Source organism: Mesorhizobium sp. BR1-1-2, from assembly GCF_020165435.1.
GTDB lineage: Bacteria > Pseudomonadota > Alphaproteobacteria > Rhizobiales > Rhizobiaceae > Mesorhizobium.
This window is the reverse complement of sequence record NZ_JAIUID010000003.1, coordinates 490,425-513,459: the sequence shown is the minus strand read 5'-3', so window position 1 is coordinate 513,459 and position 23,035 is coordinate 490,425. Positions and strand designations below refer to the sequence as shown.

19 protein-coding genes are annotated in these 23,035 nt (G+C 65.1%); 10 read left to right on the top strand and 9 right to left on the bottom strand.

The window, feature by feature from the left end; all coding sequences use genetic code 11:
* Positions 1–78: 78 nt before the first annotated feature.
* Positions 79–780: a GntR family transcriptional regulator gene (locus tag LB551_RS08935; protein ID WP_181165185.1), complete on the bottom strand. Its 702-nt coding sequence runs from the start codon at positions 778–780 to the stop codon at positions 79–81.
* A gap of 217 nt (positions 781–997) precedes the next feature.
* Between LB551_RS08935 and LB551_RS08930 the strand changes: the two genes are divergently transcribed.
* From LB551_RS08930 to LB551_RS08900, 7 genes are all read left to right on the top strand, one after another.
* Positions 998–2,038, top strand: a complete 1,041-nt coding sequence (locus LB551_RS08930) for an ABC transporter substrate-binding protein (protein WP_224658936.1) — start codon at positions 998–1,000, stop codon at positions 2,036–2,038.
* Between the two features lie 74 nt (positions 2,039–2,112).
* Positions 2,113–3,195, top strand: coding sequence for an ABC transporter ATP-binding protein (locus LB551_RS08925; RefSeq protein WP_224658935.1), 1,083 nt, complete (start codon positions 2,113–2,115; stop codon positions 3,193–3,195).
* Positions 3,195–4,121, top strand: a complete 927-nt coding sequence (locus LB551_RS08920; protein ID WP_140551667.1) for an ABC transporter permease — start codon at positions 3,195–3,197, stop codon at positions 4,119–4,121. Before LB551_RS08925 ends, LB551_RS08920 begins: the two co-directional genes overlap by 1 nt.
* Positions 4,118–4,918, top strand: coding sequence for an ABC transporter permease (locus LB551_RS08915; RefSeq protein ID WP_140551668.1), 801 nt, complete (start codon positions 4,118–4,120; stop codon positions 4,916–4,918). Before LB551_RS08920 ends, LB551_RS08915 begins: the two co-directional genes overlap by 4 nt.
* A gap of 48 nt (positions 4,919–4,966) precedes the next feature.
* Positions 4,967–6,553, top strand: coding sequence for a gamma-glutamyltransferase (gene ggt / locus LB551_RS08910; RefSeq protein ID WP_224658933.1), 1,587 nt, complete (start codon positions 4,967–4,969; stop codon positions 6,551–6,553).
* Positions 6,554–6,706: 153 nt separating this feature from the next.
* The gene (locus LB551_RS08905) at positions 6,707–8,227 is read left to right on the top strand and encodes an acyl--CoA ligase (RefSeq protein WP_224658932.1); all 1,521 of its coding nucleotides are present in this window, start codon (positions 6,707–6,709) and stop codon (positions 8,225–8,227) included.
* A 2-nt stretch (positions 8,228–8,229) separates the two neighbouring features.
* Positions 8,230–9,210, top strand: coding sequence for a 2-dehydropantoate 2-reductase (locus tag LB551_RS08900; protein WP_224626629.1), 981 nt, complete (start codon positions 8,230–8,232; stop codon positions 9,208–9,210).
* A gap of 206 nt (positions 9,211–9,416) precedes the next feature.
* On the opposite strand, the gene LB551_RS08895 is transcribed toward LB551_RS08900, so the two are convergent.
* The 7 genes from LB551_RS08895 to LB551_RS08865 all read right to left on the bottom strand — a co-directional run bounded on the left by LB551_RS08895 (position 9,417) and on the right by LB551_RS08865 (position 17,644).
* A complete protein-coding gene (locus tag LB551_RS08895) occupies positions 9,417–11,312 on the bottom strand; it encodes an ABC transporter ATP-binding protein (protein WP_140551672.1) in 1,896 nt (631 codons plus the stop codon).
* 208 nt (positions 11,313–11,520) lie between these two features.
* Complete coding sequence (locus tag LB551_RS08890; protein WP_224626634.1) at positions 11,521–12,465, bottom strand: acetamidase/formamidase family protein; 945 nt, start codon at positions 12,463–12,465, stop codon at positions 11,521–11,523.
* Complete coding sequence (locus tag LB551_RS08885; RefSeq protein WP_224626637.1) at positions 12,455–14,098, bottom strand: ABC transporter substrate-binding protein; 1,644 nt, start codon at positions 14,096–14,098, stop codon at positions 12,455–12,457. The genes LB551_RS08890 and LB551_RS08885 overlap by 11 nt, the downstream gene beginning before the upstream one ends.
* A 34-nt stretch (positions 14,099–14,132) precedes the next feature.
* Positions 14,133–15,053: an ABC transporter permease gene (locus LB551_RS08880; protein ID WP_224626640.1), complete on the bottom strand. Its 921-nt coding sequence runs from the start codon at positions 15,051–15,053 to the stop codon at positions 14,133–14,135.
* On the bottom strand, positions 15,050–15,958 hold the full coding sequence (locus LB551_RS08875) for an ABC transporter permease (RefSeq protein WP_411910496.1): 909 nt from the start codon (positions 15,956–15,958) through the stop codon (positions 15,050–15,052). Before LB551_RS08875 ends, LB551_RS08880 begins: the two co-directional genes overlap by 4 nt.
* Positions 15,936–16,553 carry an ANTAR domain-containing response regulator gene (locus LB551_RS08870; protein WP_224626643.1) on the bottom strand — a complete coding sequence of 206 codons (618 nt, stop codon included), beginning with the start codon at positions 16,551–16,553 and terminating at the stop codon, positions 15,936–15,938. The genes LB551_RS08875 and LB551_RS08870 overlap by 23 nt, the downstream gene beginning before the upstream one ends.
* Positions 16,550–17,644, bottom strand: a complete 1,095-nt coding sequence (locus tag LB551_RS08865; RefSeq protein ID WP_140551678.1) for a transporter substrate-binding protein — start codon at positions 17,642–17,644, stop codon at positions 16,550–16,552. Before LB551_RS08865 ends, LB551_RS08870 begins: the two co-directional genes overlap by 4 nt.
* 985 nt (positions 17,645–18,629) lie before the next feature.
* Between LB551_RS08865 and LB551_RS08860 the strand changes: the two genes are divergently transcribed.
* The 3 genes from LB551_RS08860 to LB551_RS08850 all read left to right on the top strand — a co-directional run bounded on the left by LB551_RS08860 (position 18,630) and on the right by LB551_RS08850 (position 21,306).
* A complete protein-coding gene (locus LB551_RS08860) occupies positions 18,630–19,484 on the top strand; it encodes a MetQ/NlpA family lipoprotein (RefSeq protein WP_224626646.1) in 855 nt (284 codons plus the stop codon).
* A 93-nt stretch (positions 19,485–19,577) separates the two neighbouring features.
* Positions 19,578–20,672: a methionine ABC transporter ATP-binding protein gene (locus LB551_RS08855; protein ID WP_224658930.1), complete on the top strand. Its 1,095-nt coding sequence runs from the start codon at positions 19,578–19,580 to the stop codon at positions 20,670–20,672.
* Positions 20,653–21,306: a methionine ABC transporter permease gene (locus tag LB551_RS08850; protein WP_224658929.1), complete on the top strand. Its 654-nt coding sequence runs from the start codon at positions 20,653–20,655 to the stop codon at positions 21,304–21,306. Before LB551_RS08855 ends, LB551_RS08850 begins: the two co-directional genes overlap by 20 nt.
* 43 nt (positions 21,307–21,349) lie before the next feature.
* Here LB551_RS08850 and LB551_RS08845 read toward each other — a convergent pair whose 3' ends face one another.
* Positions 21,350–23,035: a hydantoinase B/oxoprolinase family protein gene (locus LB551_RS08845; protein ID WP_224658927.1), complete on the bottom strand. Its 1,686-nt coding sequence runs from the start codon at positions 23,033–23,035 to the stop codon at positions 21,350–21,352.

Sequence of the window (23,035 nt, the reverse complement as noted above, 5' to 3'; positions counted from 1 at the left end):
CCAGTCTATTGTGACATAGCTCTGCGGTCCGCGATATCCATAACGGATGCCGCTGTGGCGCAGCACCGACCGGTCCGCTCACGACGCCTTGGCCAGAAAGCTCTGGTAGTCCGATTTGGCCTGCAGCAGGCGCAGCACGTTCTCGCGCGAGCCGCGCACATGGGCGCGCGCCAGGGCGCCGGCGCGCTTGGCGTCGCCGGCGCAGATCGCCTCGACGATCTCGGCATGCTCGTCGCGGGCGATCTTCCATTCGTCGAGCCACAGCAGTTCCGTCCAGACATAATGCTGGCACTTGTCGAGGATGCCGCACAGCATGCCGTGCAGCATCGCGTTGCCGCTGATTTCGGCGATGACGCGGTGCAGGTCGATGCCGACTTCAAGCTCCTGGAATTTTTCCCTTGTGGTTCGATCCGCAATGGCGGCCAACCGCTCGCATTCGGCCAGCATGGCGCGCAGTCGCGCCTTGTCTTTCTCGGTGGCCGCCGCCGCCGCCAATTCGGTGGCGTGGCCGTCGAGCAGTTCGCGGATGTCGAAGGCTTCGCGGAACATGTTGATGTCAAACTCGGTGACGGCGTAGCCCTGCCGCGGCCGGCCGGTGACCAACCCGTCGCGCTCGAGGCGGTTGAAGGCCTCGCGCACGGGTGTGCGGCTGACATTCAGCTTTGCCGCAATGTCGCTCTCGGTGACGCGCGCGCCCGGCGGGATCTGGCCGGTCACGATCATGGCCTTGAGTGCGGAATAGACCGAGTCGCGCAGCGTGTTTTTTGTTTCCTTGGCCAAGGTCCGTATCCAGTCTCCGGTCTGTGCCGGAAATCGATGTGTTTCACGCGTAGCTGTATTCAAACTCGGCGCGTTTTGCCATTCCCCGAACAGGGTCGGTCGCCCCAAGACCCTGCCGAGCGGAGTTGACTTCGCTGATCCCCGAGTTACACTCAAAATTGTATACAAAATCGCATGCGAAATCAAAAACAATGGGAACACCGGTTGGAGAACCGACATGAACAGCACGAAAACCGTTAGCGTCGTTGCCGTAGCGGGCCTCATGGCAGCGGTCGCGGCACCCGCCGTGGCAGGCGACACCATCACCGTCGCCTCATGGGGCGGCACCTATCAGGAGGCGCAGGGCAAGGCATTCTTCAAGCCGGCCGCCGATGCGCTCGGCATCACCATCAAGGAAGACACCACCAACGGCCTCGACGACGTGCGCCTGCAGGTGACAGGCAATGCGGTGAAGTGGGACGTCACCGAGCTCGGCGCCGACGAATGCGCGCGCGGCTCGAAGGAAGGGCTTTTCGAAAAGCTCGATTACAACCTTATCGACAAGAGCGGCATCAATCCCAAGCTCGTGCATGACGACTGGGTCGGCATCTCCTATACCTCGGTCGTGCTCGTCTACCGGACCGATGTGTTCGGCGACAAAGGCCCCAAGACGTGGGCCGACTTCTGGAACGTGGAAAAGTTTCCCGGACGGCGTGCGCTGAGCAGCAGCCAGGCGACGGAGACACTGAGCGTTGCAGCCCTCGCCTCGGGCCTGCCGATCGACAAGGTCTATCCGGTCGATATCGACGGCGCGCTGAAATCTGTCGACAAGATCCGTAGCCATGTCGATGCCTGGTGGACCTCCGGCGCGCAGGCCATGCAGCTGGTGAAGGACGGCGAGGTCGACATGGCGAGCATCTGGAACGGCCGCGCCGGCACCTTGAAGAAGGAAGGCGCGCCGGTCAGCTTCTCCTTCGACCAAGGCGTGCTCACCGCCGACTGCATGGTCATTCCCAAGGGCGCCAAGAACAAGGAGGCCGCGATGAAGGCGCTGGCGATGTTCGTCAGCCCGCAATTGCAGGCCAATCTGCCGCTTTATGTCGACAACGGACCGGTCAACGAGAAAGCCTTCGAAACCGGCAAGATCCCCCCGGAGCGGATCAAGGACATCAACTCGTCGCCGGAGAACGTCAAGAAGCAGGTGCTGCAGGATGCCGAGTTCTGGCGCGACAACCTCGTCGAGGCGACGGAGAAGTTCAACAATCTGATCCAGCAATAGGCGGGGAACCCTGAGATGGCGGGGCGGCTCGAGGTGCCCTGCTTTTTGGAGTCTCTGCCTGGGAGAAAACAATCTTGTCCATTGCGCCATCCGCGCTGCCGATCGGCATGCGCGCGATCGAGAAACGATTTGGCTCCGTATCGGTGCTGCGCGACCTCAACCTCGACGTCGCGGCGGGCGAATTCCTGACGTTGCTCGGCCCTTCCGGCTCCGGAAAGACGACGCTGCTGATGATCCTGGCGGGGTTCGTGCGGGCCAATGCCGGCTCGATCAAGGTCGGCGACGAGGAGATCATCACCACGCCGCCGCACAGGCGCAATATCGGCATGGTGTTCCAGAATTATGCGCTGTTCCCGCATATGAACGTCTTCCACAACATCGCCTTTCCGCTGAAGCAGCGCCGCGTCCCGGCCGCCGAGACGGTGGAGCGCGTCGAGAAGGCGCTGGAACTGGTGAAATTGCAGGGCCTCGGCGAACGGCGCGTCGACCAGCTCTCCGGCGGCCAGCGCCAGCGCGTGGCGCTGGCGCGCGCCATCGTGTTCGAGCCGCGCATCGTGCTGATGGACGAACCCTTGTCGGCGCTCGACAAGGGCCTGCGCGAGCACATGCAGATCGAGCTGCGCGCCCTGCACCGGCGGCTCGGCATGACGACTGTCTATGTCACGCACGACCAGCGGGAGGCCATCACCATGTCGGACCGTATCGCCGTCATGAATGCCGGGCGCATCGAGCAGCTCGACAAGCCCGAAACCCTCTACGCCGCGCCGCGCACCCGGTTCGTCGCCGGCTTCATCGGGGAATCGAATTTCATCCCCGTCGAATGTCGCAGCGGTTCGGCCTGGTACGAGGACAGGCAAATCCACACCGCGGCGCCGGCGCTGGCGTCGGGCCAGCAGCTGATGGTGGTGCGGCCGGAAAAGCTGCGGCTGCTGGCCAATGCCGAGCCGGTCAGGGGCGTCAACGTGCTCAGCGCCACGCTCAGTGACGTCATCTATCAGGGCGACAGCTTCATCTGCTACGCCGTGCTGCGCGACGGGAGGCAGCTGACATTGCGCGACTATTGCCGCAGCGACGTGCTGGCCAGGTTGCCGGCCGCCGGGCAGCCTATCGCGCTTGGCCTCGATGCGCAGGATACGATCCTGGTGGCGGCGGACTGATGAGCGTGCAAACCGCCGCGATGGACGAGACAATCGACGCCATGGCTCAGGACCTGAACGCGTATGCGCTGCGCGCCGACGCGCGGCGCGAGCAGTTTCGGCTGCTGGCGCTGCTGTCGCCAAGCCTGTTCCTCGTCTTTGCCATCATCATCGTGCCGATCGGCTGGCTGTTCTGGCTGTCGCTGTTCGACGAGGCCGGCGTCTTGAGCGCCGCCAACTATGCGCGCTTCTTCGAGCAGGCCTCCTACATCAAGACCTTCCTCACCACCTTCAAGGTCGCCTTCATCGTCGCCGCTGCCTGCGTGCTGCTGGGCTATCCCTTGGCCTATATGTTGTCGCAACTGCCGCGCCGGGCGGCGTCGATCTGCTTGATCTTCGTCATCCTGCCGTTCTGGACATCGGTGCTGGTGCGCACCTATGCCTGGCTGGTGATTCTGCAGCGCAAGGGGCTGATCAACAGCTGGCTGATCGACCTCGGCGTCATCAGCCAGCCGCTGCCGCTGGCCAACAATTTTTCCGGCGTCGTCATCGGCATGACGCATATATTGCTGCCGTTCCTGGTGCTGCCGCTCTACGCCTCGATGAAGACCATCGACACCGACTGCCTGCGCGCCGGGATGAACCTGGGCGCCGGCCCGGTCTCCACCTTCCGCCAGATCTTCTTTCCGCTGTCGCTGCCCGGCCTCGCCTCCGGCGTGGTCATCGTCTTCGTGCTGTGCCTCGGCTTTTTCGTCACCCCGGCGCTGATGGGCGGCGGCAAGGTCGTCATGTGGGCGATGCGCATGGAACAGACCACCAGCCTCTATTCCAACTGGGGCGCCGGCGCGGCGCTGGGCGTCGTGCTGCTCGTGGTCACGCTGGCGCTGCTCGGCCTGTTCCAGTGGCTGCTCGGCGCGCGCGCCACAGGTGTGTGGAGTTCGCGATGAACGGAGATGTCGGCCTGCCGATCTCGCACCGGCAACGTCTGTGGCTCTACGGCCTGGGCGGCCTCGTGCTGTTGTTCCTGATCGCGCCGTCGGTCATCATCGTCATCATGTCGTTTTCGGATTCGACGCTGCTGCAGTTTCCGCCGCAGCAATGGTCGCTGCGTTGGTACCAGACCTACTTCCAGTCGCTGGAGTGGCGCGACGCGACGGTCGTCTCGGTCAAGGTGGCCGTTATGACAGCGCTGGTGGCGACGCCGCTCGGCACCGCCGCCGCCTATGCCGTCAACCGGGGCACGCTGCGCTTCAACGGCACCATCAACGCGCTGATGACGGCGTCGCTGATCGTGCCGGTGATCCTGATCGGCATCGGCACCTTCTTCCTCTACGCGCGCATCGGGCTCAACAACACGCTGACCGGCCTGGTCATCGCGCATACGGTGCAGGCGCTGCCGCTGGTGGTGCTGACGGTGCTTTCGGGCCTGCGCTCCTACGACATGAACCAGGAGCGCGTGGCACGCAGCCTGGGCGCGGGACGTCTCGCCGCGTTTTGGCAGGTAACCATGCCGCAGATCCGCTTCTCGATCGTCTCGGGCGCGCTGTTTGCCTTCATCACCTCCTTCGACGAAGTGGTGGTTTCGCTGTTCATATCGGGCGGCGAGACGACGACCCTGACGCGCCGCATGTTCAACGCGCTGCGTGACCAGATCGACCCGACGATCGCTGCCATCTCGACCTGCCTGATCGTGCTGTCGGTCGTGCTCTTGTCGGTGGCGCAGATCTTCGGCAGGCGGCATTGATTTCACCGGACCAATTGGCTTCAAGTGACCAGGAGATATTCGGACAGAATGCGTGATTTCCAGTTTCCCGGCCGCTCGCCGGTCCGTGCCACCGAGGCGATGGCCGCGACATCGCATCCGCTTTCGACGCTTGCCGCAATCGACATGCTGCGCGCCGGCGGCAATGCCATGGACGCGGCGGTCTGCGCGGCGGCCGTACAGGGCGTGGTCGAGCCGCAATCGACCGGCATCGGCGGCGACTGTTTTGTCCTCTATTGCCCCGCGGGCCAGGGAAACGTGCTGGCCTTCAACGGCTCCGGCCGGGCGCCAGCGGGCGCGACTGCCGACTGGTATCGCGACCAGGGTTTCAGCGAACTTCCCAAACAGGGACCGCATGCCGTGACGGTGCCCGGCGCGATCGATGCCTGGTGCCGGCTGCTGGAGGACCATGGCCGCAAGGACCTTGCCGAAGTGTTGGCGCCGGCGATCCACTATGCCGAGAATGGCTATGTCGTGCATGACCGCGTCGCCTTCGACTGGGCCGAGCCGGAGACCGATCTTTCGGCCGACGAGCATGCCGCGCGCATCTTCCTGCCCGGCGGCAAGCCGCCGCAGGCCGGCGACGTGCACCGGCAGCCGGAGCTTGCCGCCACCTTACGCATCATCGCCAGGCACGGCCGCGCCGGGTTCTATGAAGGCGCCGTCGCCGACGACATTGTGAGCCGGCTCAGGGCATTGGGCGGACTGCATTCGCTAGAGGACTTCGCTTCGACCAGGGGCGACTACGTGGCGCCGGTCAGCGTCTCCTATGGCGGCCACGAAATCCACCAGATGCCGCCGAACAATCAGGGGATGACGGCGCTCCTGATGCTGAATGTGCTGTCGGGGCTGAAGCTCGGCGAGCTCGACCCCAACGGCGCCGAGCGCCTGCATCTTGAGATCGAGGCCGGACGGCTGGCCTACCGTGACCGCGATCGTTTCGTCGGCGATCAGGACCATGTGCCGGTGCCGGTGGGACAGCTTCTGTCGACCGCCTATGCCGGGCGGCTGCGTGCCGAGATCGATCGCGAGCGCGCCATGACGCACCTGCCGGATGTGCAACTGCCCGGCAGCGACACGGTCTACATCTCGATCGTCGACCGCGACCGCAACGCGGTCTCCTTCATCAACTCCACCTATTATTCCTTCGGCAGCGGCGTCGTCGGCCCTAAGACCGGCGTGGTGCTGCAGAACCGCGGCTCGAGCTTCCGCCTCAACCCGGCGCATCCGAACGCCATCGCGCCCGGCAAGCGCCCGATGCATACGATCATGCCCGGCATGGCGACGCGGAACGGCCGCGCGGTGATGCCGTTCGGCGTCATGGACGGCGGCTACCAGCCTTTCGGCCACGTCCATCTTTTGACCAACATGCTCGATTTCGGCATGGATCCGCAACAGGCGCTGGACGCGCCGCGCGTGTTCTACAATGACGGCATGGTCGAGGCCGAGCGCAACGTGCCCGCCGGGGCGATCGAAGGCCTGCGCCGGCGCGGCCACCGTATAGGCGAGCCGCATCACCCGCTCGGCGGCGGCCAGGCGGTGCTGATCGACTGGGAAAAGGGAACGCTGACCGGGGCTTCCGATGCGCGCAAGGATGGGATGGCGCTCGGATATTGAGACGATCGGGAGAACTCCGGACGTTGGCGCTACCCCGCCGGTGAACAGCAGAGCAATAGCATATGACGGCGCAGGCCGCCAGCGGCAATCGTGGGGGTTCAGGACCATCCACTGGACTTTCAAAAACTATCGTTTGAACCATAATCGGTGATCATGAGTACGAATTCAAAAGACCTCTCCCGCCGCCTCGTTGCCGGAGCAGACGACGCCGCTGCGATCCTGGCGCCTGACAGAACTGCGCTCACCCATGGCGGCCTGCGTGCCCTGATCGCCGCCGCCACCGCGCAGCTCCATGCGCTCGGCATCGGCCGGGGCGACAGGGTGGCCATCGTGCTGCCGAACGGGCCGGAGATGGCAACCAGCTTCGTTGCAGTGGCGGCCACCGCTGCGACGGCGCCGCTCAATCCCGCCTATCGTGCCGATGAGCTCGATTTCTATCTCACCGACATCGGCGCCAAGGCGATCCTCGTCGCCGCTGATGAAACCGGTGCGGCGGTGACGGTGGCCGAGCGTCTCGGCATCGGCGTGCTGCGGCTTGTCGTGCCGCCGGGTGCGCCTGCCGGCAGCTTCATCATCGAGGGCAAAGCGGTCGGCCCGCGGGCGGCGCCCGACATGGCGCGGGACGATGATATCGCACTGTTGCTGCACACCTCCGGCACCACTTCTCGGCCCAAGCTGGTGCCGCTCAGCCATGCCAATGTCGCGGCCTCCGCCCGCCATATCGGCGCGACGCTCGGCCTGACGGCCGATGACCGCTGCCTCAACATCATGCCGCTGTTCCACATCCATGGGCTGATCGCGGCGGTGCTGTCGTCGCTGGCCTCGGGCGGCAGCATCTACTGCACGCCGGGCTTCAACGCGCTGCGCTTCTTCCAGTGGCTCGGCGAGGCCAAGCCCAGCTGGTACACGGCGGTGCCGACCATGCACCAGGCGATCCTGCCGCGCGCGGCGCGCAATCGAGAGGTGTTGGCGGCGACGTCGCTGCGCTTCATCCGCTCCTCCTCGGCCTCGCTGCCGGCGCAGGTGATGGCCGAGCTCGAGGCAACCTTCGGCTGCCCTGTCATCGAAGCCTATGGCATGACGGAGGCCGCGCACCAGATGGCCTCTAACCGGCTGCCGCCGGGCCTGCGCAAGCCGGGCAGCGTGGGTGCGGCCGGCGGACCAGAGGTCGCCGTCATGGCGCCGGACGGCCGATTGATGGAGGCAGGCGAGACCGGCGAGATCGTCATTCGCGGGCCGAACGTCACGGCGGGCTACGAGAAGAACCCCGACGCCAATGCGTCGGCCTTCGCGCATGGCTGGTTCCACACGGGCGACCAGGGCGTGCTCGACACGGACGGCTATCTCAAGGTCACGGGGCGGCTGAAGGAGATCATCAACCGCGGCGGCGAGAAGATCTCGCCGCTCGAGGTCGACGACGTGCTGATGGACCATCCGGCGGTGGCGCAGGTGGTCACCTTCGCCATGCCGCACGACAAGCTTGGCGAAGAGGTGGCGGCGGCCGTGGTGCTGCGCGAAGGCATGAGCGCCAGCGAAAGCGATATCCGCGCGCATGCCGCCATGCGGCTCGCCGACTTCAAGGTGCCACGCAAGGTGCTGATCCTGGACGAGATCCCCAAGGGCGCGACCGGCAAGCTGCAGCGCATCGGGCTCGCCGCCAAGCTCGGACTGTAACGATGAAGATCACCATCTTCGGCGCCGGCGCCATCGGCGGCTATCTCGCGGCCAAGCTTGCTGCGGCCGGCCGGACCGAGCTTTCGATCGTGGCACGCGGTGCCCACCTGGAAGCGATCAGGAAGAGCGGGCTGCGCATGATCGAAGACGGCGCGGAAACGGCGGTTCCGGTCAGAGCCGCGGCTCAGGCCGAGGAGCTTGGCGCGCAGGATTATGTCGTGCTGGCGCTGAAGGCGCATTCCGTCGGCCCCGCGCTGGACCGGATCGCGCCGCTGCTTGGGGAGCAGACAGCAGTCGTCACCATGCAGAACGGCGTGCCGTGGTGGTATTTCCACAAGGCGGGCGGGCCGCTCGAAGGCACCAGGCTGCAAGCGGTGGACCCGGGCGGCACGATCTGGGACCGGATCGGCGCGCGGCGCGTGATCGGCTCGGTCGTCTACCCCGCCGTCGAGGTCGACGAACCCGGTCTCATCCGCCATGTCGAGGGCAGACGCTTCTCGCTCGGCGAACCCTCGGGCGAGAAGAGCGAACGCGTGACCCTGCTGGCGCAGGAGATGGTCAAGGCCGGCCTGCAGGCCCCGGTGCGCGATGACATACGCAGCGAGATCTGGGTAAAGCTGTGGGGCAACCTCTCCTTCAACCCGATCTCGGCGCTGACCGGAAGCACGCTTGCCGCGATCGTGGCCGACGAGGCCACCCGCAGGCTCGCCCGCGCCATGATGCTGGAAGCACAAGCGATCGGAGAAAGCCTCGGCGTGCGCTTCCCTATTGAAGTCGACCGCCGCATCAAGGGCGCCGGCGATGTCGGCGAGCACAAGACCTCGATGCTGCAGGACCTGGAACGCGGCCGTCCGATGGAAATAGACGCGCTGGTGGGCGCGGTGCAGGAGCTAGGGCGACTGGTGAAGAAGCCGACGCCGACGATCGATGGGGTGCTGGCGCTGGTAAGGCGGCTGGCGATGGAGCGGGGATGTTATGGCTGAGGTAGTCCGGTCTGTCTCGATCCCGCCGGCGGCGTTTTGCGCCGTGATGTGGGATTTGGGGCTGCTGAACCCGTGCGCGCCTTAAGGCGGGCATCGCCTGACGCGTCTGCGCTTTTCCTGGATTTCTGGATTTGCGCCGGGGACCCGTCACGCATCGCGACAGAATGCTGCGATGGTTTCCGAGCTTTGCATGAGCAGCATACCCCTCACCCCGCCACCAGGTGACCGCCTCCGACATCGCTCAGCACCAGCCTCTGCGGGCTCTCGCCCAGCCTCCGCGTCGCACTTGGAATCTCCTGGTCCAGCCTTGCGAACCGGCTCCTGCGCTTCGCCGGATCAGGCACCGGCACGGCTTCGATCAACCGTTTGGTGTAGGGGTGGCGGGGGTTGGAGAAAACCTGGTCGCGCGTTCCCATTTCGACGATCTGGCCGAGATACATGACGGCGACGCGGTCGGAGATGTTTTCGACCACAGCCATGTCGTGCGAGATGAAGAGGTAGGCGACGCCGAATTCACGCTGCAATTCCTTCAGCAGGTCGAGTACGCGCGCCTGCACGGAAACGTCGAGGGCCGAAACGCTTTCGTCGGCGATGATCAGCTTCGGCCTTAGCGCCAGGGCACGGGCGATGCAGACGCGCTGGCGCTGGCCGCCGGAGAATTCGTGGGGATAGAGCTCCATCTGGCCGGCCGACAGGCCGACCCGCTCGAACAAAGCCGCCACCCGGTCCCTGCGCTCCTCCTTCGAGGCGACGCCATGGATGACCAGCGGCTCGGCAACGAGATCGCCGACGCGCATGCGCGGGTCGAGCGAAGCGTAGGGGTCCTGAAAAATCATCTGCACGTCGCGGCGCACCGCCTTGCGCTCGTCGCGGCCGAGGCCCGACAGGTTGCGTCCGCCGATGACGATGTCGCCGGTATAAGGCACCAGTCCGGCCAGCGCCTTGGCGGTGGTCGACTTGCCGCAACCGGATTCGCCGACCAGCGCCAGCGTCTCGTTGGAAGCGATCGAAAAGCTGACGCCTTCGACGGCATGGACGCGCCGGTTGACCCTGCCGAAGAAGCCGCCACGCAGGTCGAAGCGGACATGCAGATCTCTCACCTCGGCGACAGATTTTTTGGCGTCGGCGCTAGGCCCCCTCATCCGGCCCTGCGGGCCACCTTCTCCCCGGTGGGGAGAAGAGATTGGCGCGGACGCCGGCGATCTCCTCTCCCCTTGGGGAGAGGTCAGCCGAGCGAAGCGGAGGCTGGGTGAGGGGGCAGGCGCCGGGTCCAAATCCGGGCGCTTGCCGATGCGCGGCACGGCGGCGAGCAGCTCGCGCGTGTAGTCGGCCCGCGGCCTGGCGAAAATGTCCGAAGCCGTGCCTTCCTCGACCATGCTGCCATGCCGCATGATGATGACGCGGTCGGCCATTTCGGCGACCACGCCCATGTCGTGGGTGATGAGGATGACGCTGGTGCCGTGCTGGCGCTGCAGGTCGCGCAGCAGCTCCAGAACCTCGCCCTGCACGGTGACGTCGAGCGCGGTCGTGGGCTCGTCGGCGATCAGCACGTCGGGCTCGAGCGCCAGTGCCATAGCGATCATCACGCGCTGGCGCATGCCGCCGGACAGCTCATGCGGAAACTGTTTCAGCCGGCTTTCGGCTTCCGAAATGCGCACTGCCTTCAACGCCTCGATGGCGCGGCTTCGGGCCTCGGCGGGCGAGAGGCTGGTATGCGCCTCGATGGATTCGGTGAGCTGGCGGCCGATCGACAGCACCGGGTTGAGCGAGGTCATCGGCTCCTGGAAGATCATGGCGACGCGGTCGCCGCGGATGCGGCGCATGCGGTGCTCGTCGAGAGCTGTGAGATCGGTGTCGCCCGCATTCCCGCTGAGAAGGCGGATCGTGCCCGAAGATATGCGCGCGGCGGGCTGCGGCAGGAGCTGCATGATCGCCAGCGCGGTCATCGATTTGCCGGAGCCGGATTCGCCGGCAATGCAGAGCGTTTCGCCGCGTTGAAGCGTCAGCGAAAGATTGGAGACCACCTCGCGCTCGCCGTCCTCGCCGCGCACGGAGACGGAGAGATTGGCGATGTCGAGGATTGTTTCGCTGGTCGAGGTCATCGCACGAGCTGGGTTCTGAGAAGTTTATTGCGGCACGCCCCCCTCTGTCCTGCCGGACATCTCCCCCTCAAGGGGGGAGATCGGATGTCGCTTCGGCTTTCGCCAGTCTCCACCCGTTGAAAAAAGGCGAGGCGACGAAACTGCCAATCTCCCCCCTTGAGGGGGAGATGCCCGGCAGGGCAGAGGGGGGTGCAGCGCCGACCGAACATCATTCGAACACGCAGCGCGGGAAGTAGAACGACACCACCCAGTTCGGCATGTCGACGATCTCGCTGATCCTGAGATCGCCGCAGACCGAGGCCAGCATATAGGCCTCGACCGGATCAATCTGGTAACGGCCGGCGAGCAGGTCGATCATCTGGGCGACCGCCTCTTTCGCGCCGGTCATCAGGTCCGGGCCGATGCCGGTGGTCACCTCGTAACCCTTGGCGTCGAGGTGGCGCGTGACCGGGCCCGGCGTAGTGAAGCGCGGCATCTTCAGCCTGGCGTCCTTGACCAGGTCGAGCTTGAGCACGACGTCCATCGGGCTTTCGATCGCCGTGCCGCAGACCTCGCCGTCGCCTTGCGCGGCATGCGTGTCGCCGACCGAAAACAGCGCGCCGGCCACCTCCACCGGCAGATAGAGCGTGGTGCCGGCGGCGAGGTCGCGAATGTCCAGATTGCCGCCGACGCGACGGGGCGGCACCACCGAGTGATGGCCCATCTCGCCCGGCGCGTTGCCGATGGTGCCGGCGAAGGATTTCAGCGGCACGCGGCCGTTCTTGCCGAACAATGCCGGCTGGAGCGAGGCGGCGTCGTATTTCCAGATGTTCAGCGCCGGCTGCTTGAAGTCGTCGGCGAGCAGGCCGAAACCCGGAATGTTCGCCGTCCAGCCGAAGCCGGACGGTTTGAACATCTCGATCGTCACCTTCAAGGCATCACCGGGTTCGGCCCCTTCGACGAAGATCGGCCCGGTGACCGGATTGACCCTGGCGAAGTCCATCTTGGCGACGTCAGCGACCGTGCTGTCGGCTCGCAACTGACCGCCGCTGGCATCAAGGCACTGGAACTCGATGGTCGAGCCGGGCGCAACGCGCTCAGCCGGGACAAAGGAATTGTCCCAGCCGAAATGGTGGTGGCGCCCGTGGATGGTGTAATCGCAGTTATTGCACATCTTTTACGTACACATTGTCGTAGTTGATCGGGATATGGACCGGGTCGACATAGAGGTTGTCGGCGCCGCCCATGCGCGCGGACTTCATGGTAAAGCGCTGCTCGTTGAAGACCGGCGCCCAGGGCGCGTCCTCCATCACCTTGTCGTAGATGGCGCTCCACATCTTGTAGCGCTCGCCTGATTTGGCCGGGTCGACCACCGAGTCGGCCTCGGCTGCCTTGGCGTCGAGATCCTTGTTGCAATACCACGACCAGTTCCAGCCGCCCGGCACCGCGCCGGCGCAGCCGAGGATCGGGCCGTAGAAGTTCGACGGGTCCGGGAAGTCGGCGATCCAGGCCATGCCGCCCGACCAGATCATCGGTGCACCGGCCTTGTCGCCGCCGGCGGCGATGACGTTTGCCTGGGCGAGCGACTGGATGCTGGCCTTGATGCCGATCGCCGCCAGATCCTGCTGGATCGCCTGCGCGATGCGCGGGTTGGGATCGGTGTTCATGGCGAAAAGCTGCGTCTCGAAGCCGTCAGGATGGCCGGCTTCGGCCAGCAGCGCCTTGGCCTTGGCGACGTCATAGGGATAGCCCTTGAACTCTTTGTCGTAGCCCGGCATCGAAGGCGGCAGCGGCTGATTGGCCGGCACGGCACGGTTGTTGATGATCTGCACGACGCGCGCCTTGTTGATCGCCATGTTGACCGCCTGGCGCACCTTTACGTTGTCGAACGGCGCCATGGTGGTGTTCATGGTGACGTAGCCGGTATGCAGCTGCCCGCCCTCGACGACGCGCGCCTTCTGCTCGGGATCGGCCATCACCTCCTGGAACTTGGCCGGCGGAATGCCGTCGCCGGGCACGTCGATCTCGCCCTTCTGCAGGCGCAGCAGCGCCACGATCGGCTCTTGGCCGATCTCGAAGGTGATCTTGTCCAAATGCGGCAGTCCCTTGTGCCAATAGTCCGCGTTGCGCTCGAAGACGATGCGCTGGCCGAGCGTCCACTCGGCGAGCTTGAAGGCGCCGGTGCCGACCGGATGCTTGCCAAAATCGGCGCCGTATTTCTCGACCTCTTCCTTCGGCACGACATGCGAGAAGTTGATGGCCATGACATGCAGGAAGGTGGCGTCGGGCCGGGTCAGCTCGAACTTGACCGTGTAGGGATCGACCACCGTGACGCCGGACAGTGTCTCCGCCTTGCCGGCGGCGACGTCGTCATAGCCCTTGATCGAGCCGAAGAAGCCGGCGCCGGGGCTCTGCGTCTTCGGATTGGTGACGCGGTCGAGCGAGTATTTCACGTCGTCGGCGGTCATTTCGCGGCCATTGTGGAATTTCACGCCATGGCGCAGCTTGAAGGTGAAGGTCTTGCCGTCGGGCGAGATCTCGTAGCTTTCGGCGAGATCGGGCTTGAGGTTGGTGGTGCCGGGCTCATAGTCCATCAGCCCGTCGAACAGGCTCTTGATCATCGACCAGTTCTGCCAGTCATAGCCGATCGCCGGGTCCAGGGTCGCGACATCGTCCTTGTAGGTGATGGTGATGGCGCCGCCCTGCTTGGCGTTGGGATCGGCGGCGTCCTCGGCGCGGACGCTTGTCATGCCGAGCATCAGCGCCAGCGCCGATGCGGCCACGGTGGATGCGAGAAGCTTTTTCATTGTTATGTTCCCTTTCTCTGTTGGTTTTCTGGTTTCATCTGAGCTTGATGCGGGGATCGATGAACGGGGCGATGATGTCGGCCAACAGATTGCCGAGCACGATGGCGAAGGCCGACACCAGCGTGACGCCCATGATGATCGGAATGTCGACGCGCTGGATCGCCTGCCAGGCGAGCTGGCCGATGCCTGGCCAGCCGAACACGCTTTCGACCACCACGATGCCGCCCATGAAGATGCCGATATCGATGCCGATCATGGCGATGACCGGCAGGATGGCGTTGGGGAGCGCATGGCGAAACAGGATGGCGCGGCGCGCCAGGCCTTTGGCGCGCGCGGTGCGCACATAATCCTGACGCAGCACGTCGATCATCGAGGAGCGCATCATGCGCGCGTACCAGCCGGCGCCGAGAATGCCCATGGTCAGCGAGGGCAGCACCAGATGGCGCCAGGTGCCGTAGCCGCCGATCGGGAACCAGCCGAGCCGCACGGCGAACACATAGAGCAAAAGCAGGCCGACGACGAATTGCGGCGCCGAGACGCCGACGAAGGACGCGACCATCAGCGTCTGGTCGGTGGCGGTGCCGCGCTTGACGGCGGCGATCAGGCCCATCGAGAGCCCGATCAGCAATTCGCACAGAATGGCGCCGACCATCAGAAGCAGGCTCGCCGGCAGCCGCGACACGATGAGCTCGGTGACCTCGGAGCGCTGGATGTAGGAGCGCCCGAGATCGCCGCTGGCAAGCTTCATGAGATAGTGCCAGTACTGGACGACGAAGGGCTGGTCGAGGCCGAGCTGCTGGCGGATGTTCTCGACCGTCTGCGGCGTGGCGCTGCGGCCGGCGATCTGGCGCACCGGGTCGGCGGGCAGCAAATAAAGCAGCGCGAAGGTGACCAGCGAAACGCCGAGCAGGATGAGCAGCGACTGGATCAGGCGGCGGCCGAGATAGGCGATCATGCGCGGCCCCTTTGCGTCGGATCGAGGATGTCGCGCAGCGCGTCGCCGATCAGGTTGAAGGCCAGCGCCAGCGCCAGGATCGCGGCACCCGGGAAGAACACCAGCCAGGGTGCCGCCTGGAAGTAGGTCTGGTTCTCGAAGATGATGTTGCCCCATGAGGCGGTCGGCGGCTGTACGCCGATGCCGAGGAAGGAGAGCGTCGCTTCCAGCAGCACCGTGGTCGAGATGCCGAGCGTGCCCCAGACGATGATGGTGGGCAGGAGATGCGGCAGGATGTGGCGGAACAGGATGCGCGGCGCGCTGGCCCCAATGGTACGTTCGGCATCGATGAACTCGCGTTCGGCGAGCGAAGAGGTTTCGGTGTAGATGACACGCGCGGTCTGCACCCAGTTGACCAGCGCAATGACCAGAGCGACGATCCAGAGACTTGGCTCGAACACCGCCGCGAGACAAATGGCGAGCAGTAATGCCGGAAACGCCATCATCAGATCGGTGAAGCGCATCAGCGCGCTGCCGATCCAGCCGCGGAAATAGCCCGCCGTGACGCCGACCAGCGTGCCGATCAGCAGCGCCACGCCATTGGCGACGATGCCGATGATCAGCGAGGTGCGCGCGCCGTAGAGAATGCGGGTCAACAGGTCGCGGCCGAGCAGGTCGGTGCCGAGCCAGAATTTAGCATCGGGCGGCAAGGGCGAGCCTTCCAGCGTCAGCCCGTCGAACATCTGCTCATTCGGATCATAGCCGGTCAGCCATGGCGCGAGGATCGCGCCGGCGAAGACGATGGCGACGATGAACAGACCGAGCAGCGCCAGGCGGCGTTTGACCAGCCGGCGCCAGACGCCGGCGCGCGGCTTGACCGGCATGCGTGCGGCCGCAGGGAGGTCAGGCGCGATAGGACTGGTCATCGCCGCTTTCCCTGCCCGTCATGGGCTCATCCGTCATCGCCACGATGCGGCGCGCCGCATCCTCGACGCTGATCTGCCAGCTCATCGCCAGCGAGCGCAGCTGCGCATAGGCGCGCTCGTCGTCGGCGCCTTTCGAGAGTGCCGCGACCGCGCGCACGATGGTCTGGCGCTCGGCGACGCGCTGGCGCAGCGAGGCGATCTCGCCGGCCAGGTGTTTTCGCGCCTCGAAACTCTGCCTTGCGATCAAGAGCGCGCTGTATACGCCGGCAGTGCCGACGGGCTTCAGGAGCTGTGCATCGGCCTTGTGCGACAGTGCCCATTCGATGCGGCCGGGCGCCTCCGAACCGATCAGCGCCACCAGCGGCATCGGCGCCTCGCCGGCCTTCCAGGGGAATTGCTCGTCGAAGCCGAGGTCGGCGTCGAAGAACACGAAATCGGCGGCCAGCGCTTCGGGCGGCAGTTCGGGCCAGCAGTCCACCGTGACCAGGCCGATGGCGGACAATTGCCTGGTGATGGCCTGCACCGTCGGGTGCGGGCGATGCAGGACGAACGCCCTGGCGCCGCCGAGATTGGGGATGCGCGGCGTCCTGGTCACGACACCACCCTCAGGCGTGGCCGGCCGAACGTTTTCGCCGGGTCGTAGCGCGACAGATACGGATCCGGCGCGACCTCGTCTTCGCGGCTGACGACCTCGAAGAAGCCGTCGGCGATCCGGCCGATGATCACCGGCAGCGTCGCATGTTGGGAGTGGGCGTCGATGGCGATCGGCCCGAGCCGGGTGGAGAAGCGGCGCTTGGCGAAGGCTTTCGAGAATTCCGCCGGACCGGCGTCGGGATCGCGCGAAAGCACGTCGGCCATCACTTGCACGGAGGCATAGGCGGAGGCCTCGAAGGACGAGGCGAAGGCCGCCGACCGAGGCGCGAAATACGGCCCGACCGACAAATGCCCCCTGCCGTTTTCGCCGATCGCCGGCAGCTCACCCTCGGTGAGGTTGCAGGAGATGACCGGGCACACCCCGGGGCTGAAGGCCGGGTCCTCAACGCCCAGGTCGCGGTAGGCAGCCAGGAAGGCGTAGGAGGTGGTGCCTATGAGATTGTTGAGGACGAAACTCGGCCGCGTGGCCCGGATCTCGGCGATCAGCCGCGACACGTCGGTCTCGCCGATGCGCAGGTAGCGCTCGCCCAAGACCTTGCCGCCGGCGTCCGCGATCAGGTCGCGTGCGACGCGGTTCATTTCCCAGCCCCAGATGTAGTTCGAGCCGAGCAGGAAGCCGTTGGCGCCGAAGCGGGGCACGACATGGGCCATCAGCGGCACCAGATGCTGGTTGGGGCAAGCGTGCATGTAGACGACGTGCTCGTTGGCCTCGAAGCCTTCATAGGGGCAGGCGTACCAGAGCATGCCGCCGGCTTTCTCCAGCACGGGAATCGTCTCCTTGCGGCTCCAGGAGGTGACGCAGCCGACGACATGGCGCGCGCCGCTGGTCCTCAAGATGTCCTCGCACAGCGTCGCGTAGCGATCGGCATTGCTTTGCGGATCGCGCTCGACCGGCACCAGCTCGATGTCATGGCCGCGGTCGGCATTGATATCGGCAATAGCCCGCAGGGCGCCCATCCGGCAGGCATCGGAAACGAGCTGGTAGCTCCCCGAGCGGGAATAGAGGATGCCGATCTCGATACGCCGTTTCAAACAGATCCCCAAAAATAACAATGCCCCGCAGCCACCGCCGGAGGGCGAGGCATACGAGGCATTCTTGCCGCCCGGCGATCGGGGCCGGTATTTTCAACCTAAACTATTCCGTGCGACCGCGCAGTCAAGCAGGAAAGTGCGATCGGTCCAAGTTTGAAATTAAGGCTTGGGCCGCAAGGCGATTGGGCAGGAACCTTCTACCCAGGGATGGGGAGGTTTATGAATCCCTTCGACCAGGAGAACCTCTCATAGGCGAAGAAAGCCGACGACGTGATTGACGACGGCAAGGACCCGCCGCGAAGTGCTGAGGCGAGAGGCGAAAAGAAGCGCCGAGAACTTGGCACCAGAGCGGCGCGCCGAGATCGTCCGGAAGTCGGCTGAGAAACATTGGTCGGCTAGTTTCTCTAGCTCCGCAGGTGCCTCGACATGGTCACCGTTCGAAAGCGGCGCGATTGAAAACATGTGACCTTTTGGGCCGGTCGGAATCAGGCCGCCTTGCGCCGTATGAGAGATGCCAGGATGGTACGCATTCCTGAGTACGCCGGGCCGCCGATCGTCACTTCCCAGTCAGTACCGCGTTTTCGGGGAAACTTGGCACTGCGTAGCGCTTCACGGAATGCTGTCGGCTCAACGCCTACGGTTTGAGCCATTTCTTCAGCGGTTGTACATTTGGCTATCATGAAATCTCCTGTGCTTTCCTCCAGGCATATAGGGATTCAGAGCGGAATGCGCCAGCAGACCGGCCAGATCGCAAACCGAGACACTACGGAAAAGTGCGTTCATCAGCTCAACGGCGGCGCTGCGGCCCGCTCGGTGCGGCTAGGCCGGCGTGCTCGCCGTCCAGCAAATTTTGAGAGAATATTCCGGAGTTTGAGGCGAACCGGGGAACGCGGTTCTTTGATAATATCCGTAGAGTTTCTGATGATCAGGGCAAGGCTCGGCATTCCGCCCGGCTTTTGTGACTTCGCAACCGCAGAGATCCATCATGTCCGATTTCAGGAACACTTTTCCATCTTCTCTTTCGTCACACTTCAACCGGCGCGCGGGTCTTGCTTTGCTTTTCGCTTCGGCAGTCGCGGTCACCGGGCTGGTTGCGCCCAGCGCCTCGTTCGCCGAGGACAAGAAGGCGATCAAGGTTGGCATCATCAGCGGCGAGGACGAGGATGTCTGGCGCGTCGTCGTCGCCCAGGCGGCGCAAAAGGGCCTCAGCATCGAGACCGTTGTGTTCAATGATTACACCCAGCCCAACGAGGCACTGGAGCGCGGCGAGATCGACGCCAATGCCTTCCAGCACCAGCCCTATCTCGACAACCAGATCAAGACACAAGGCTACCACATCGTGCGCGTCGGCTATACCGGCGTCTGGCCGATCGGCCTCTACTCCAAAAAATACACGAAGATCGCCGACCTGCCCGAGGGCGCGGTGATCGGCGTGCCGAACGATCCCTCCAACGAAGGCCGGGCGCTGCGCGTGCTGCAGAACGAAGGCGTGATCAAACTGAAGGACGGCACCGGCATTCTCGCCACCACCGCCGACATCGCGGAAAACCCGAAGAAGGTCGAGATCAAGGAGCTCGACGCCGGCATTGTCGGACGCTCGGTCGAGGATCTCGATGCCGCCGTGGTCAATACCGACTGGGCGCTGAAAAGCGGCCTGACGCCGGAAAACCGCATCGCGCAAGAGCCCATTGCCGACAACCCCTATCGCAACTTCATCGCGGTCAAGGTCGGCAATGAGAACGAGCCCTGGGTGAAGACGCTGGTCGCGTCCTACCAGAATGAGGCGGTCAAGGCCGAATTCGACAAGGTCTACAAGGGAACCGGCCTCAGCGCCTATTGAGAACGGACCGGGCGCCCGGTTCGACAGCTATAGCGGTCCGCGCTCGAGCGCGGGCCGCAATTTCGTTTTCGGATGACGAGAACAGGAACACGCATGAACCAGCATTTCGCGGCATCAAAGACCGTCGGCCCGATCCAGGGCCAGCCTGACGCGTCCCAGGACGTGGTACGTCTTCTCGACCTGAGGCGCCGCTTCGGCGCCACGGCGGCGCTCGACGGCATTTCGCTGACGGTGCGCAAGGGCGAGATTCTCGGCATTATCGGTCGCAGCGGCGCCGGCAAGTCGACGCTGATCCGCTGCCTGAACGGCCTGGAACGGCCAGATTCCGGCGAGGTTCTCATCGAAGGCCGCGAGATCAGCCGGCTCGGCGAGCGCGACCTGCAGCCGCTGCGGCGGCGCATCGGCATGATCTTCCAGCATTTCAACCTTTTGTCGGCCAAGACGGTCGAGGAGAATGTGGCGCTGCCGCTCAAGATCGAGGGCCGCCCGAAGGCGGAGCGGCTGCGGCGCGCCGCCGAACTGCTTGACCTCGTCGGCCTGTCGGAGAAGGCCAAGGCGTATCCGGCGTCACTGTCGGGCGGGCAGAAGCAGCGCGTCGGCATCGCCAGGGCGTTGGCCGCGCGGCCGGCGCTGCTGTTGTCGGATGAAGCCACCTCCGCGCTTGACCCGGAGACGACGCGGTCCATCCTCGCCTTGCTGAGGGACATCAACCGGCAGCTTGGCCTGACCATCCTTTTGATCACCCATGAGATGGAGGTGATCCGCTCGATCGCCGACCGCGTGGCGGTGATCGATGCAGGGCGCATCGTCGAGCAAGGCCCGGTGTGGTCGGTGTTTGCCGAGCCGCGGTCGCAGATCACCAAAAGCCTGCTCGGCGCCATCCGGCCGCAATTGCCAGCCGAGCTCTCGGCTCGGCTGGCGCCGTCAGCCGGCGCGGAGACCATTGTGCGCGTGGATGTGGCCGGCGAGGCCGCGCGGAGCCCGCTTCTGTTCGATCTTGCAGCGACCGCGCCTGGCCCGTTCCGCCTCGTCCATGGCGGCATCGATCACATCCAGCAGGAACCGGTGGGAACGCTGTTCCTCTCCATTCCCGGCGACGATGCAAGCCATCTCGCCCAGGTGATCACGTTCCTAAAGTCCCGCCAGGCGCGGGTGGAGGTGCTTGGCCATGTCGCCGATTCTGTTTGAGCTTCTTTTGCGGTCAATCTGGGAGACGGTGCTGATGACGGCCGCTTCCGGCCTCATCTCGCTGGTGTTCGGCCTGCCGCTGGGTCTCGCCTTGATCGCCACCGAACGTGCCGGCATCGCCGAGAATCTTTGGGTCAACCGGGTGCTCGGCGCCGTCATCAACGGCTTCCGCTCGGTGCCGTTCATCATCCTTTTGGTGGCGCTGATCCCGGTGACGCGGCTGATCGTCGGCACCTCGATCGGCACCTGGGCGGCGATCGTGCCGCTGTCGATCGCCGCCACGCCCTACTACGCGCGTATCGCCGAAGTGTCGCTGCGCGAGGTCGACCACGGCCTGATCGAGGCGGCGCGCGCCATGGGCGGCAACCGTTGGACGATCATCCGCGAGGTGCTGGTGCCGGAAGCGCTGCCAGGCATCGTCGCCGGCTTCACCGTGACGCTGGTGACGCTGGTCGGCGCCTCAGCCATGGCCGGCGCGATCGGCGCCGGCGGCCTCGGAGACCTCGCCATCCGCTACGGCTACCAGCGGTTCGAGACGTCAGTGATGATCGCCGTGGTGATCGTGCTGATCATCCTGGTTTGCGGCATCCAGTGGGTGGGCGACCGGCTGGTGGCGAGGCTGGATAGGAGATGATGGTCTGCCGGTTGAACATTCGGATCGGCTGAGGCCGGCGAGTTCATGCCGCGCCGAACAAATCCCTGGCCTGTTCGGCCGTATAATAGCCAAGCCTGACGTCACGCGCGACCAGTTCCGGATCGCGCTCCAGCGGATCGCCATAGCCGCCACCGCCCGGCGTGCCGACGCGCACGCGGTCACCCGCCATGAGCGGGATGTCCTGCTCCTTGGAGAGGTGCGGCGGCACATGCTCTTCGCCATTGCGGAAAACCGTGACGGTGTTGACCGCGCCGTCCTTGCCGCCGAGCGCGCCCTGCGGGCCGAAGCGGCCATGGTCCATGACGAAGGAGGCCCGAGCCTCGCCGCGCAGGATCTCGACCTCGTAGGCGAGGCCAAAGCCGCCGCGATGCTTGCCGGCGCCGCCAGAGCCCTCGCGCAAGGCATAGTGACGGTAAAGCACCGGAAAGGCCTGCTCCATGATCTCGACCGGCGGCGACTTGGAGATGCCGATGGTCGAGCAGCCATTGCTCAGCCCGTCATGGCCGGCATTGCCGCCATAGCCGCCGCCGGAAATCTGGTACATGACATAGTCGCGGCCGCGCGCCGGATCGTTGCCGCCGAGCGCGAAATTGCCACTGGAGCCGGCGGGCGCCGCCGTCACCTTGTCGGGCAGCGCCTGCACCATGGCCGCGAACACCGCCTCGGCGATGCGCTGCGACACTTCCGCTGCGCAGCCCGAGACCGGGCGCGGATATCTGGCATCCAGGAAAGTACCCTCCGGCCGCTTGACCTCGAGCGGCTCGAACGCGCCGGCGCTGATCGGGACATCGGGGAAGATATGGCGCATGGCGAGATAAACCGAGGACAAGGTGGTCGCCAGCACGCTGTTCATCGGCCCCGCGCAGGGTTTTGACGAGCCGGCGAAATCGAAAGTCAGGGTGTCGCCCTTCTTCTCGACGGCGAGCGCGATTGTCAGCGGCTCGTTGACCACGCCGTCGGAATCGACGAAGGCCTTTGAGCGGTAGGTTCCGTCGGGAATGGCCGCTATGTTGGCGCGCATCTGCTCGGCGGCGCGGCGGCGCAGTTCTGCGATTGCCTCGACAACAGTTTCGTCACCGTAACGATCCAGGATTCCATTGAGCCTGTCCTGGCCGATCAGCAGTGCGGCAGCCTGCGCCCTGATGTCGCCGATGCGCTGGTCGGCCACGCGGATATTCGAACAGATGATGGCGTAGATCTCCGGGTCGAGCAGGCCCTTCTTGAACAGTTTGACCGGCGGCAGCCGCAAGCCTTCCTGCTCGACCGCCGTGGCCGAAGCCGAGAAGCCGCCGGGCACCGAGCCGCCAATGTCGGGCCAATGGCCGGTGTTCGACAGCCAGCAGAAAATCTTGCCGTTCCGATAGACCGGCATGACGAAGCGCACATCCATCAGATGCGTGCCGCCGAGATACGGGTCGTTGACGACGTAGATGTCGCCCGGCTCCGGGGCCAGGCAGCGGCCGTCGGCGATCATCTCGATCACCGTCCTGGTCGAATATTGCATGACGCCGACGAATACCGGCAGGCCCTGGCTGCCTTGCGCGATCAGCGAGCCGTCGACGGCCGAATAGATGCCGTCGGAACGGTCGTTGGCCTCTGCGATGACAGGTGAGAAGGCGGCGCGGGAAAAGGTCAGGTCCATCTCGTCGCAGACCTGCTGCAAGGCCGCCTGGAGGACCGAAAGCGTGATGGCGTCGAGCTTTTGCAT

Coding starts and splice junctions, on each gene's coding strand:
- LB551_RS08930 (WP_224658936.1), top strand. CDS start 998: ATGAACAGCACGAAAACCGTTAGCGTCGTTGCCGTAGCGGGCCTCATG.
- LB551_RS08920 (WP_140551667.1), top strand. CDS start 3,195: ATGAGCGTGCAAACCGCCGCGATGGACGAGACAATCGACGCCATGGCT.
- LB551_RS08915 (WP_140551668.1), top strand. CDS start 4,118: ATGAACGGAGATGTCGGCCTGCCGATCTCGCACCGGCAACGTCTGTGG.
- ggt (WP_224658933.1), top strand. CDS start 4,967: ATGCGTGATTTCCAGTTTCCCGGCCGCTCGCCGGTCCGTGCCACCGAG.
- LB551_RS08905 (WP_224658932.1), top strand. CDS start 6,707: ATGAGTACGAATTCAAAAGACCTCTCCCGCCGCCTCGTTGCCGGAGCA.
- LB551_RS08900 (WP_224626629.1), top strand. CDS start 8,230: ATGAAGATCACCATCTTCGGCGCCGGCGCCATCGGCGGCTATCTCGCG.
- LB551_RS08895 (WP_140551672.1), bottom strand. CDS start 11,312: ATGACCTCGACCAGCGAAACAATCCTCGACATCGCCAATCTCTCCGTC.
- LB551_RS08890 (WP_224626634.1), bottom strand. CDS start 12,465: ATGTGCAATAACTGCGATTACACCATCCACGGGCGCCACCACCATTTC.
- LB551_RS08885 (WP_224626637.1), bottom strand. CDS start 14,098: ATGAAAAAGCTTCTCGCATCCACCGTGGCCGCATCGGCGCTGGCGCTG.
- LB551_RS08880 (WP_224626640.1), bottom strand. CDS start 15,053: ATGATCGCCTATCTCGGCCGCCGCCTGATCCAGTCGCTGCTCATCCTG.
- LB551_RS08875 (WP_411910496.1), bottom strand. CDS start 15,958: ATGACCAGTCCTATCGCGCCTGACCTCCCTGCGGCCGCACGCATGCCG.
- LB551_RS08860 (WP_224626646.1), top strand. CDS start 18,630: ATGTCCGATTTCAGGAACACTTTTCCATCTTCTCTTTCGTCACACTTC.
- LB551_RS08855 (WP_224658930.1), top strand. CDS start 19,578: ATGAACCAGCATTTCGCGGCATCAAAGACCGTCGGCCCGATCCAGGGC.
- LB551_RS08850 (WP_224658929.1), top strand. CDS start 20,653: ATGTCGCCGATTCTGTTTGAGCTTCTTTTGCGGTCAATCTGGGAGACG.
- LB551_RS08845 (WP_224658927.1), bottom strand. CDS start 23,035: ATGCAAAAGCTCGACGCCATCACGCTTTCGGTCCTCCAGGCGGCCTTG.